Raw genomic sequence first — 13315 nt, 5'->3', positions numbered from 1 at the left:
TTAGGGCTTTCTTTTTGTTTTGTTGCGAAATATTCGATCAGGATTACTATATGCTAAATTTTTAGTAAATAATATATTAATAAATTAGGAAATAACTATATCGTTTTAGTATGTTTGCTCAAACTATTATTATGAAGCAAACCATCTTATTACTACTTTTTAGTGGGTTCTGCGTTATTCCGCTCTTAGCATGTACAGGAGGAACAGCAGCAGGAACACTTACTCCAAGTGCTGCATATCAAACCGTAGCCACCCAAAACGGAAGATATTATACAATTAACGTTGTCCAGTGTAACCAGTATGAATTTACTTTTTGTGCCGGTGGTGCCTCTTCCGGGATTGATACTCAGTTGACTTTACTGAATGCTGCCGGGGTTACCGAAATCGTATACGCCGATGATATTTGTTCCTCCAATGCTTCTATTAACTGGACTGCAACATTCACTGGAACTGTTCGGATTTTGATCTCAAAATACAATTGTAACCATGACCTAACTTCAAATGTCACACTAGCATATCGAATGGTTGCCAACACTGGTAATTATTGTTTGAACGGAAATGCGAGTTACCAAACAATCGGAGGACAAAGCTGTATCGAACTCACTCCAGAAACAGTCAATCAAACCGGTTGTGCATGGAATAATACGGTGATTGATTTCAATCAACCGTTTAATTTGACATTGAATTATTATTTTGGTAATAACATCAACGGGGCAGATGGAACGACTTTCACTTTCCAGCCAAATCCGACAGCTTGCGGAACTGCGGGAGGACAATTGGGTGCCGGTGGTATTCCGAACTCCCTTGTTATCGAATTTGATACATATGACAACGATAATCCTGCACATATATACGATTTGCTGGCAGATCATATTGCGGTAGAAATCGATGGAAACTTGCAGGGACCAGCCGCTCCTTATTGCGGACCTACTCCTGCTTTTGCTTCTTCAGCAAATTTGGATGACGGAGTAACTCATATCATCACGATTTCCTGGGATCCTTCAACTCTTAATCTTAAAATTTACGTTGATGGAAATTTGCGTTTAACCTGTAACGGAAACTTCGTAACTTCAGTTTTTGGAGGGGACAATACGGTTTATTGGGGTGCGACTGCTGCAACCGGCGGGTTAAACAATCAACAATATTTTTGTCCCTCAACAGTAGTCCTGCCTGTTGAATTAAGCGTTTTCAAGACCGATTGTGATGGTGAATCCAACCGTCTTTTCTGGAAGGCAGAAACAGAAAGCCGTTTAGATCATTATTTGATTGAGTACACATATGATGGTCAGATTTTCTATCCCCTTTCAAGTATCCAGGCAAGTGGGAGCTCTGAAGTTCCCCTTGAATACTCCTATATCGATCAGCGAAAATGGGAGAAACAGATCTACTATCGCTTGACTGCCGTTGATATGGATGGCAAATTGGATTACAGCGATTTGATTTCGGCCTTTAACTGCTCTGCTGATGCTAAAAAATTGATTACAAACCTATCGTCAGAAGAAGGCATTATCTCCATTCATTTTGCAGACAAAGCTATCTATTACCAGGTTTACGACCTAAACGGAAAGTCAGTCACTGAAGTACTAAACAACAATGATAAATCTGAAAATCAACTGATTACATCCTTAACGCAAGGCGTCTATATATTAAAAGCATGGAATAAACAAGAGACTATTTCAGAAAATCACCGGTTTTTGATCCAAAAGTAGATCGCATTCATAGTGTGAATTCTAAGCATTCATAGCTTCTTTTTTAACACCTGCCGAATAATTTACATGAACAAGTAAAATAATTTGGAAGTAGATCTACCCCAGGATATATTTGTTAGAGAAGAAATTCTAACACATCTATTACCGCTACAGAACCGTCGGCCTAAGCTGACGGTTTTTTGTCAATTCGATATCAGACAGATTATGAGATATTTATAATTTACAAGAGATTGAATATGGAGTCAAAAATTATCTGTTTGAATTAATGTGAGCCCCTTTCAATGAATGAGCACTCCATCATCAGATGCTTTCTGTTTTCTGTAGACTCTTTCAATCTGTCCATAAGTCTTTCAACCGTCTCCCTGCCAATACCATTCACAGGTTGGCTTAATGCGGTAACAGGAGGTGCAAAATAAGAGAATGCTTCCGAATCGTCAAAAGAAATAATACGTACTTTTTTGGGAATTTCTACTTTTAGGATATTCAGAGCGTTGATTGCGTGAAGTGCCACTTTGTTATTTAAAGCTACAAACGAATCCACACCATCAGCGATCATTTGCTTCATTTTCTCTACACTCTCTTTTTCATTTTCGCTCAACGACGCCAATTCATAAGGAATTTCCAGTTTTTCACACGCTGATCTTGTGCCATCAATACGCAATTGAATAGTCATTACGTCCGACCTTTTCGGATGTAAAACGCCCAATTTCTTTGGCTTCACTGAGAACTTTTTAACCAGCATGGAAGACTCCATGTAATTATCAACGCCCACAAAATCAGCAAATTCATCACCGATCCGATCAACCCAAACCACCGGGATAGGTGTTTCGTCTAAAACCGGTTTTAATGCGGGAATTCCGTTACACGGAGCGATAATCAAAGCGTCAACGGAACGAAGAATCAAATCCCGAATCAGTTTAAGCTCCATTGTACTGTCATCATTGGTTGAAACAATGAACAAACTGTATCCTTTTTCATATAGGGATTCCTGGATTGCTTTACTCAATTCCGAGTAGAATGGATTGGAAATATCCGCCAAAACCAAACCGATAGTTTGTGTTTTACCTTCTCTCAAGCCTTTCGCAAAATAGTTCGGAACGTAGTTCAGTTCTTTTGCTTTTTCCAGGATTAGTTTCTGTGTTGTTTCACTAATATTGAACTGTTTGCCTTTGCCATTCAATACAAATGATACTGTAGATTTTGAAACATTTAAACTTTCGGCAATATCCGCAAGTGATGTTCTTTTTGATTTCATTCCTAAAACGTTAGTTTCTCTGGTCTTTTCCCCACGACATTTTGTTACGGATCGTATCCAAGAAATTAGTGTCCTCTAATTTAATGACATTAATCATATATTCTGCCTTTCTAATCAAAACTTCTTCATTCTGCTTGATACTTTTGGCGTTCCCGTCCAATGAGATCAAATAATTCCGTTCTCTTCCCTCGATTCTTAATTTGATAGGCATATTATCCGGAACAACCACCGGACGAACATTTAAATTATGCGGTGCAATCGGTGTAATAATGTGAACCTGGCAACCAGGAGTAACGATCGGACCGCCACAACTTAAATTATAGGCGGTAGAACCTGTTGGAGTTGCAACGATCAATCCGTCTGCCCAATATGAATTCAAGTATTTATCATCCAAAAAGGTATTGACAGTAATCATGGATGAAGTATCTTTCTTTAGGAGAGTTACCTCATTCATGGCAACGTTGTCGGAACCATAAATACTTCGTTCTGTCTCCACACGAAGCAAGGATCTTTTTTGATAATCATATCTTTTTTGGCGAACCAGTTCCAGGGCATCTTCAAATAATTCGTCACCTATATTTGCCAAGAACCCTAATCTCCCGGTATTAATACCTAAAATAGGAACACCCGAATCACGGATATAGGCTACAGTTCTTAAAAAAGTCCCGTCTCCCCCAATACTAAATGCAAGGTCTATTCCCCTATGAAAATCCTCATGATTTGTAAACACCTCTGCATCTTTGCAAATTCCGGCTTTCTTTACCAGTTGGTCCTTCAGGTCTTTTTGAAGAATTAACTTCCAACCATATCGTTCGGTTGCAGCAACGAAACGCATAAAAGTAGGGATCGTAGCTTTAGTGACTTTCTTACTATAAACAGCTACCAGCATCTCAGATATTTAAATAATTCATTAATGCGTCATATCTGAACTGCATATCGTCCTGGTCTGTCGAACGTTGAAAACTCGCTTTAACGACCATATCATAACGTTCAAAAGAACGAATAATCCGGGATAAATCGACTTCGGCAATCTTCAGGGTAACTTCTATTTTTGTACTATCGGTCGAAGTCATAATGAAGGAAGATAAGATCTTCGCATTTTCACTTTCCACAATCTGAGCGATCTGTGCGAGTGAATAATCTATGCGATTCATTTCCAGGACAACAATTCCGCCAACTTCCTTAATACTTGCAGTATTTGCAATTAAAGTCATTAATTGGTGAACACTTGTACAGCCTAAATATTGCTCGTTCAGATCCAGGACAGGCAAAACCGAAATGCGGTGTTCAGCCATTTTACCCAATACTTCGTAAATATGTGCATTTTCAGACACATAAGGTCTTGGCAGGTGATCGAACAGTACATCCAATGATAGTTCCAGGTCTTTTTTATCCAAAATATCACTCTCAGAAATTAAGCCCACAAAGTTACCTTGTTTTAATACCGGAAGATGAGAAACTTTAAACTCTTCCATCCAAATCAGTGCTTTCTCCCCGGAATCCGTATGAATTAACGGGGGAATTTCGTCTGTTATTACTTCTCTTGCTGTCATGTTATGTGCCAAAGTAGTAAAAACCTCGCTACGGGAGAAAACTTTGTAAAAATTTAATCTACGGAAATCGCTAATCCGGGTACTTTTTACTCCGGAATCCAAACTTAAACCCGATTCAGGGTTCTATTCGATCATTATACTTTTTCCGAAGGTGTTTTGTTTTCAGATCTTCCTCTTTCCAACAAATATATTGTCCGAAAGTTCCCCGCAAGCGCTGCCATTTTGATTGCCTGCTTACAATTGAAACAAAATTTGCCCGTTTGGCACAAGCCGGATCAATGAGAGGCTCTGTCAGGTCCTGCTTCAACAATGTATCTTTAATAATAGGTAAAAGGTCAACCGGAAGTTCAAATTTCTTAATAAACTGACGCATCCCGTTCAATTGAAAAGGATCAGTTGCCAGCGCAATTTTTTGAAATCCGTTTTTCTTTGCAAGCCGGTAGGAATAATAAATATTTTCGGTGCTGTGTTCAGATCGCGGATCGAGAAATATGTGCTCTTTAGGGATACCAAGAGCTTCTGCGTAAAGTGCCATAACCTGCGCCTCTTCATATTCGGTGTAAACAGCCGCCCCTGAATAAATAATATTTTTTGCAATTCCTTTTTTATAGAGATAAATGGACCACTGAACCCGGTTTCTCATTGCTTCACTCCAATGTTTTCCGTCATACGGAACGCCAGGAACAATGATTGCATCATAAGGTGCATTCGGCAGGTACTTGCGATTGGTTTTTACTGCTGAAGGTGAGAAAAGAAAACAACCACTCAGAAGCGTGGTTAAGATTAAAAAAGTGATTACTGAAACTGCTTTCATAATTCAATGATACAATTTTAAGTGAAAATACGATTCTTAAAAACGTTAAAATCTCTTAAGTGAACTTTCAAGAACTTTAACATCCATAAGCGATAAATCCTCTTTATCTTCGCAATTCAAAGAAAAGAAAGTCATGACAAAGCTAAGCGTAAATATCAATAAAATTGCTACGATCCGAAATGCACGTGGAGGGAATACACCGAATGTTGTACAGGTAGCGATAGATTGTGAGCGCTTTGGCGCTGCGGGAATTACAGTTCATCCGAGACCAGACGAAAGACACATTACGGGGAAAGATGTGGTGGATTTATCCAGAGTTGTAACTACCGAATTCAATATTGAAGGCTATCCCGACCAGCGTTTCATGGAAATGATCCAGGCAATCCGACCGGCACAAGCCACCTTGGTTCCTGATCCGCCACATGTTTTAACAAGTAATGCCGGATGGGATACAAAAGAGCATCTGGAAGTTTTACAGGATATCATCCGAAGAATTAAATCCTGGGGAGTCCGTACTTCTATCTTTGTAGATACCGACTTGGAAAATATTGAATATGTTGTGAAAACTGGAGCTGACCGGGTGGAATTGTATACAGGACCCTATGCCGAAGCATTTTCGCAGGATCCCGAGAAAGCAATCCAACCCTTTGTAATTGCAGCAAATCGTGCATTGGAATTGGGTTTAGGACTAAATGCCGGTCATGATCTGAACCAGGAGAACTTACGATTCTTTAAGCAAAACATCCCTCAGTTGGCAGAAGTTTCTATTGGTCATGCATTGATCTCCGATTCGATCTATTTGGGATTGGAAAATACGATTCAGCGATATAACTACTTGCTGAGAGATTAATTTTTTAATTAGCTGGATCAAAAATAACTACCATGGTAACTGGTGGATAATCTTGCACTTATCCACCAAAGATTAAATTAAGGTTAAAACCGGTCTTCCAGGATCTTTTTGACATAGTTATTGATCTGTTTTTTCTGTTTGCGTGAACCTTCATCATTCATCTGATTGTGAGTCGTTTGTTTTAACTGAATAATCCTTATTCCACAAGTGATGCAAACTTCCTCCGGAGGAATAACCAATGTATCAGCTTTCTTATCTACTGAACGCAAACTCGAAAACTGGGGTTTTGAAACATTTGGAATGGGCATTCTTAAATTATCCAATGTAATAACTTTCCGAATAAACTCCGGATGGTTTTTAGCAGTTAAAACGCTCATATCCCCGCCGTTTGAATGACCGATCAGGTCGACCGACCTAATTATCAGATCAGGGTTTGTCCTCTTAAAATGATTCAAAACGAACAAGATATTTTCCTCTCCTCTTTTCCAGAACGGCATACGAACGATTTGAATGATTCCCATAGTGGGTATCAGACTATCCCCGGGTAATTCATGCTGAATACTCAGTGTCCAGAATCCTTCTCTTGCCAGCCGTTTGGTCAGGTATGAATAATTCAGATAATTTTTGGGATAATTTGATCCGTAACCATGACTGAAAATGACCAGGCGAATGGAATCAACCTTCTCTTTTTTCAGTACAGGAGCAAATAAGGCATATGGGATAAGGCGATTTCGAATACTATCAAGCACCTGGAATTTCTCAATTCGAATTTCATAGCGCTTATTTTTCTTGCCTGTCGATCCGGGAGTTTCATACCCAGAAGACAAAGAAGCTAAACCTGCAATCGTAAGAAATAAAATCCCGACCAAAACAGTATAAAACCGATTCTTTCTTCGTTTCATGATTTATTTTGAAACCAGGGTAAAGTTCACTCCATCGATTGTTACAGTCCGGACCTTTTCTTCCGAATCAGTTACTTTGCAAATAAGTTTCTTTCCATCCGTATTCGGAACCTCAGTTGTTTCGCACCACATATTCCCCAGGCAACTTTCCACATCTTCAAAACGATAATCCGACAAAGTTCCTTTCGCATCAAATGTCAGCAGCATGTAACCAATTTCGAAACCTGCACCACACATTCCATTTGGGTTTGCCGTAGAAGAAACCTCATATTTCAGGATTAATTTGGAACCACCTGCATCCTGCTTTGAAGCAAAAATGGAATAACCGTTATTTACCGGCCCGAACTGACGCAGATCAATGCGCTTCAGTCCACCATTTTGAAGTGGGATAACCAGGAACTCCTGTGATTTATCCAGATTAATCTCACTCACACTAAAGTTCACCGTGAGTTGTTTTTGAGCATTTTCCCAAGTTCCGACATATTGATAGTCTTTATAATCAAAAGAAAATTTCTCATTAAATCCTGATCGATTCATTAGCTCATCAACGCTCTCCCAAGGATTGGAAACCGGTGAAACAAGGTGTTTGATACTGTCAGCACGTGCAGGATCAGTAAAGGAATACAGTGTCAAACCTCCCGAATAAATTCCAACGAGTGGAATTTTCTTTTTGACATTATCATAATAATACCAGCCCGATATGGAATAAAACAACCAGTTTTCAGGCGAGTATTCTTCAAATTTCAAATACATCGTCACCGGATATTTCCCATCAATTACCCCGTAAAGAATTTGATCGTTGATTGTGAAATCTTCGATATAAATCTTTTTCTCCTGTGCATTTAATGCAGAGAGGTTAAAAAACAAAACTAAAGTAGAGATGACTATTTTCATTTAACGCAGGTATTTTGAGTAGTAACTAGCTGTTCATGTTTTATTCCTTTCGAATCAGTATACCAAATAGTAATAACAGGTTTTTCAAACCTCCATCCTGTCGTTGTATAATAGAATGCCTGGTTTGCTGTAAAGCTGAAACGCAAGGGAAGTAAATCAAAATCCGATTTTGAAATAAATTGCAATGCTTTGGGCAGGAACCAATTGTATTCCTTCACAATTAATCCGGTCGTTTTTGTTTCAATATTCGTTCCAAATACATTAGATTCTATCTTCATAATCTCCGTATCCCAAACACTTCCTACGGCTTCACCATTTTCCCGACAGCTTGCTCCTTTCAAGTACAAAACATCACTCAATGATTCTCCATCGATGACATACAATCCCTGGTACAGGGGCCAGTAATCTTCCGGAGAGACCCCATTTGCTTCCCCGCCGTGAATTGTGAAATACACTTTGCCATTTGGATTAAACACAACTGCATCAACAGGAGAAGCAAGTGTAAAACTTCCCTGTAAATTCACAAAAGGATTAAAGTCGATTAATTTCCAATTCCCGTTTTGCTTTTCAAAATGAGCAAGACTCAATACACCTCTTGTAAATCTTCCGGTTCCATCATTCGTTTGTGAACTTGAAAAACTTGCCATCGCCCTCTCAATCCCATCTTTTGTTTTATAGTTCAAAATGGATGTACAGGAAGTATAATTACGTTCGTAAGGAATCAATTCTTTCTCAAAATCCTCGTCCTCTTCAAATGAGTACAACTCTCCACGCCAGCAGGAAGAACACGTCCAATAAGCCGAGGTTTTCCATTCGGATAATTCCGGATCGTCTTCGCTCATCGGAGCAGGAAACAAGTGAAATAGAATGGTATCCGGATCCAGTGAATCGACTCCGAAATCCAGTTGTTTCAGTTTGCCTAGATCAAAAGAAATATCAAGTGGCTTGAAAGCACCTTCCTGTGAAAAACCAAGAGAACCACTACAAGCAATCGAAAGCAGGAATAGGAAAACGGATAACTTATTCATTAAAAACAGACTTCAAATCGAAATTACTAAAAATCCAGTCATAAAAAAATCCGGCAGTGATAGTCTGCCGGATTCCATGTGTTAGTTAATCTAAATCACTCCGTGAACGGTAGCATCATCATCTCCTTCGAGATTTATTTTCTTTCTTGTCAATTTCACCTGCAATCTGTCAACTAGGTAATACATAATTGGTACTACAATAATAGTCAAGAACATTGAACTTGTCAAACCTCCGATCAAAATCCAGGCAAGTCCGTTTTTCCATTCTGCACCGGAACCTGTTGCCGTAGCAATTGGAATCATACCGATCACCATAGCAATGGTTGTCATCAAAATCGGGCGCATACGTTCGCGAACTGCCTCGAGAAGCGCATTGTATGTAGATCGCCCTTCCGTTTTCAAGTGATTGGTGAAATCCACAATCAAAATGGCATTCTTGGCGACGAGTCCCAGCAACATCAGCATACCGAGCATCGTAAAGATTCCCATATTCGACGACGATAAGTTCAAAGCTAAAATCGCACCGATCAGGGCAACCAGGATTGAGAATAATACAACGAAAGGATAGATGAAATTGTCATAAAGTGCTACCATGATCAGGTAAACCAGGATCAAACCGATCCCCATTGCCGTACCCAAAGCGCCCATGGATTCTTTCGAACGTTTTACTTCCCCACCCCAAAGCATACGCACATTTTTATCAAGTGGCGCTTTTTCCAGATATTTAGTAATCGAATCTGCAACAGTACCTGCGGCAGTTCCCAATACATAAGATCTCAAAGTTGTATTTGAAATACGATTTTTCCGTTCCAGCTGACCGTAACCGTTCTCAATAGAAACATCTGCAAATTCACTTAGGCGAACCTGCTTCCCGTCATTGGTAACAAAAGCCATTTCCCGGATATTGTCCACGTTGCTTCTGTCGTATTTATCCAGCATAATGCGAATATCATATTCTTCACCTTTAATGTCAAAGCGTGTGTCATCATTTCCTGTTAAACCACTCTGAAGCTGCATCCCTACACTGGCGATCGGCAAACCTAACTGCCCCATTTTCTCGCGATCCAGTTCGATACGGACTTCAGGAGAAAATTCATCTGTGGAGATACTCGGGTCTTTCGCTCCGGGAATACTCAGGATTTTTGTTTTCAGTCGTCTTGCTTCTCTCATCAAGAGCTCAGAATCATCCGAAGAAAGGAAAATCTCAATCGGGGCTTCTTCCGAATCCACCATTCCCATGTTTAAAGCTTTCACCTCCACTCCCGGATATTTATCCTGAATCTTCTTCCGAATCTCATCCATGTAATTTAAAGTCGGATATTTTTTCTGCATATCCTTCTTCATCTTCACTGTGATCTCAGATCTGTTCTCTTGTCCAAAAGAAGCCGCACCCATCCCTGAAGACGGACCACCGACGTTTGCAAAAACAATGTCAATAACATCCTTCTGGGCTAAGATCATTTGTTCGATCTCCAATGTTGTAGCATTATTCTCTTCGAAAGTAGTACTCTTATCGTATTTCAGCTTGATCATGAATTTCCCCTGGTCTCCCTGGGCCACAAATTCCTGCCCGACAATACCTAGCCCCATAGTAGCCATACTTGCGAAGAAGATCGCCAGTACGCCAAGTCCCATGATGATCTTGTGTTTCAAGGACCAGGCAACCAATTTCACATATCCGTCAGTAAATGATTTGATCATAGCTTCAAACCACATCAGGAAGCGTTGGAAAGGATTTTTCGGATTCAGTTTCACTTCTTTTGCCAAACGCGAAGCCAGCCAAGGAGTTAGGGTAAAACACACTAATAAGGACATTAGTGTGGAGACTACCACAACCACCGAGAATTGGCGTAAGATATCAGAAATTGTTCCTTCAATGAAAACCACCGGAGAGAATACCACGACATCCACTAAGGTAATTGCCAAAGCAGTAAATCCGATTTCATTTCGTCCGTCCAAAGCAGCTTTTCTGCGGCCTTTCCCCATTTGTAAGTGGCGGTAAATATTTTCCAGTACCACAATGGAGTCATCCACAAGAATACCGATCACCAGGGACATTGCGAGCAGCGTCATGAGGTTGAGCGTATAACCCAGCATGTACATCGCAATAAAAGTGGAGATCAAAGACGCCGGAATAGCGATCAATACGATCATCGCATTACGCAAACTATGCAGGAAAAGCATCATTACAGCTGCCACCAGCAGAACCGCCAGTTCCAAATCGTGCAATACTGCATCTACCGATTCGATTGTAGGGATTGAAGTATCCGTTGCAACCGTAAATTTGATTCCCTCTTTCTGATATTTGGCTTCGATCTCTTTAAATTTTTGCTTAGTCAGGTTCGCCATATCCACAGCGTTCGCATCACTTTGCTTTTTAATTCGAAGTCCGATCCCGTTTACCCCGTTATAGCGGCTCACAGTTACCACATCTTCCGATCCGTCCGTAACATCAGCAACATCACCTAATCGAACAGAAGAAGTTCCGTCCGTATATATGATCAGATTTTTCAAATCATCAACTGTCTGGAATTTTCCAGCCAAACGCACTGTCATCTGCTCGGTTTCATTTTTCAATTTACCGGTAGGGAATTCAACGTTTGCAGCAGCTACGATCTGGTTTACCTGTGTTAAAGACAAACCATACATTTTCAGTTTATCTTTATCCACATCCACTCTGAACGCGCGTTTCTCACCACCTATCACCTGCACTTCCGCAACACCTTTGGTCTGTTTGATCTGCGGAAGAAGTTCTTTGTCCATCAACTCCATGAACTCACGATCGCCCATATTTTTAGCTATCGCACTTACCTGGAGTACCGGAGATGCATTGGGTTCAATTTTTGCGATTGTCGGAGCTTTTGTCCCTTCCGGCAACTCATTCAAAATATTATTGATCTTCCGCTGTGCATCCTCCAAAGCGACGTCAATATCTGCAGAAGCTTTAAATTCCAGCATCACTACAGATGCATTATCCATGGAAAATGTGGTTACCTCAGAAATATTTTCGAGACCACTCAAGGCGTCTTCCATAGGTTTCGCCACCTGTGTTTCCACCGTTGCAGGGGAAGCACCCGGATATAAAGTTGTAATCGTAAGAATTGGCGGAGAGAAATCCGGCAATAACTCATAACTCAATTGATTGTAACTTATCAGACCTCCACCAATCAAAATTGTAAAAATTACAATAATGAAGGAAGGTCGCTTAATGGATAGTTCCGTTAATGTCATGACCTTAATTTATTTAATTGGTTTTAATCTTTGTTTTGTCCTGAAGATTCACCTGACCTTTTACAACAATCACATCTCCTTTTTTGATTCCGTCGACCACCTCAATGTAATCTCCGTCTGAAGTTCCGGCAGTGAAGGTTGTCAAATACGCAACATTATCGCGAACAACATAGACCTGTGGATTTTTAGACGAACCAACCAAAGCAACTCTCGGAACGGAAAGTGCTGTAACGCTTTCATTGTTTTTCAAACGAACCGAACCGTACATTCCTGCCATTAATTCTCTTTTCGGATTCGGAACGGTAACCTGTACCTTGAAGTTATGTGCTCTATCCGCTACAACAGAAATATTAGTGATTCTTCCCGGAAAATCTCTTACCCCGTAGATATCAGCGCGGATTGTCACTGCCTGACCCAATTTAAATTTCAATACATCTCTTTCAGGAACATTTACCGTCAACTTTAAGCTTGAAATATCTGTTAATTCGAACAAAGGTGTTCCCTGCCCTATAAAAGATCCCAAATCAACCATCTTACGTGTAATTACCCCTGAATACGGTGCAGTAATTGATGTGCTTCTGATTTGTTTTTGAATCTGCTTCTTTTGCAATTCACTTGAACGAACTCCCAATTTTGTTTTTTCAACCTGTACTCCTGAAATAGCATTTTCCTTCTCCAGGTTGGAATAACGTTTGTCGTCATTTCTCTGGCCTTCCAATCCAACTTCTGCGTTCTCAAGCTGCAACCGGAGCATTTCATCATCTACCTTTGCCAACAACTGACCTTGTTTTACCTGGTCTCCTTCTTCAAAACGGATACTCACCAATTTTCCGTTAGCGTCTGATCCGATCACGTTCTGACGAGCCGGTTCAAATGTTCCGAGAAAAGAAAGTGAACTTTCAAATGAGTGAGTAGTTGGGCTTGCAGTCTTTACTAACACTGCTGCATTTACATCGTTAATGAAAATTTTTGCCTGAACCTCTTTCTGGTTCGACTTTAATTTAAACACAACTAGCCCTACCAAAACTACTGCTACGACGACTATAATAATAACTCTTTTCATTTCTATCTAAGTTAAT

At 40.1% G+C, this 13315-nt stretch carries 11 protein-coding genes; 2 read left to right on the top strand and 9 right to left on the bottom strand.

Annotated features, from left to right (window positions below; translation table 11 throughout):
• Positions 1 to 131: 131 nt before the first annotated feature.
• Entirely contained in the window at positions 132 to 1709 is a 1578-nt protein-coding gene (locus tag K0S23_RS08495; RefSeq protein WP_300356150.1) for a T9SS type A sorting domain-containing protein, read from the top strand.
• Positions 1710 to 1971: 262 nt separating this feature from the next.
• Here K0S23_RS08495 and K0S23_RS08490 read toward each other — a convergent pair whose 3' ends face one another.
• The 4 genes from K0S23_RS08490 to K0S23_RS08475 all read right to left on the bottom strand — a co-directional run bounded on the left by K0S23_RS08490 (position 1972) and on the right by K0S23_RS08475 (position 5331).
• Entirely contained in the window at positions 1972 to 2964 is a 993-nt protein-coding gene (locus K0S23_RS08490; RefSeq protein ID WP_300356148.1) for a LacI family DNA-binding transcriptional regulator, read from the bottom strand.
• Between the two features lie 10 nt (positions 2965 to 2974).
• Complete coding sequence (locus K0S23_RS08485) at positions 2975 to 3853, bottom strand: NAD kinase (RefSeq protein ID WP_300356146.1); 879 nt, start codon at positions 3851 to 3853, stop codon at positions 2975 to 2977.
• Between the two features lies 1 nt (position 3854).
• Complete coding sequence (locus K0S23_RS08480; protein WP_300356144.1) at positions 3855 to 4517, bottom strand: CBS domain-containing protein; 663 nt, start codon at positions 4515 to 4517, stop codon at positions 3855 to 3857.
• A 115-nt stretch (positions 4518 to 4632) separates the two neighbouring features.
• Entirely contained in the window at positions 4633 to 5331 is a 699-nt protein-coding gene (locus K0S23_RS08475) for a YdcF family protein (protein WP_300356142.1), read from the bottom strand.
• A 133-nt stretch (positions 5332 to 5464) separates the two neighbouring features.
• Between K0S23_RS08475 and K0S23_RS08470 the strand changes: the two genes are divergently transcribed.
• Positions 5465 to 6181, top strand: a complete 717-nt coding sequence (locus K0S23_RS08470) for a pyridoxine 5'-phosphate synthase (protein ID WP_300356140.1) — start codon at positions 5465 to 5467, stop codon at positions 6179 to 6181.
• 83 nt (positions 6182 to 6264) lie between these two features.
• On the opposite strand, the gene K0S23_RS08465 is transcribed toward K0S23_RS08470, so the two are convergent.
• The 5 genes from K0S23_RS08465 to K0S23_RS08445 all read right to left on the bottom strand — a co-directional run bounded on the left by K0S23_RS08465 (position 6265) and on the right by K0S23_RS08445 (position 13299).
• A complete protein-coding gene (locus K0S23_RS08465; RefSeq protein ID WP_300356138.1) occupies positions 6265 to 7083 on the bottom strand; it encodes an alpha/beta hydrolase in 819 nt (272 codons plus the stop codon).
• A 3-nt stretch (positions 7084 to 7086) separates the two neighbouring features.
• The gene (locus tag K0S23_RS08460) at positions 7087 to 7977 is read right to left on the bottom strand and encodes a hypothetical protein (RefSeq protein ID WP_300356136.1); all 891 of its coding nucleotides are present in this window, start codon (positions 7975 to 7977) and stop codon (positions 7087 to 7089) included.
• Positions 7974 to 9005, bottom strand: a complete 1032-nt coding sequence (locus K0S23_RS08455) for a hypothetical protein (RefSeq protein WP_300356134.1) — start codon at positions 9003 to 9005, stop codon at positions 7974 to 7976. The genes K0S23_RS08460 and K0S23_RS08455 overlap by 4 nt, the downstream gene beginning before the upstream one ends.
• A gap of 90 nt (positions 9006 to 9095) precedes the next feature.
• Complete coding sequence (locus K0S23_RS08450; RefSeq protein ID WP_300356132.1) at positions 9096 to 12236, bottom strand: efflux RND transporter permease subunit; 3141 nt, start codon at positions 12234 to 12236, stop codon at positions 9096 to 9098.
• 13 nt (positions 12237 to 12249) lie between these two features.
• Positions 12250 to 13299: an efflux RND transporter periplasmic adaptor subunit gene (locus K0S23_RS08445; protein ID WP_300356130.1), complete on the bottom strand. Its 1050-nt coding sequence runs from the start codon at positions 13297 to 13299 to the stop codon at positions 12250 to 12252.
• Positions 13300 to 13315 lie beyond the last annotated feature (16 nt).

Source organism: Fluviicola sp. (genome assembly GCF_029266855.1).
Lineage (GTDB): Bacteria > Bacteroidota > Bacteroidia > Flavobacteriales_D > Crocinitomicaceae > Fluviicola.
The sequence above is the reverse complement of the archived record's forward strand: the minus strand, read 5'-3'. Positions and strand labels throughout refer to the sequence as shown.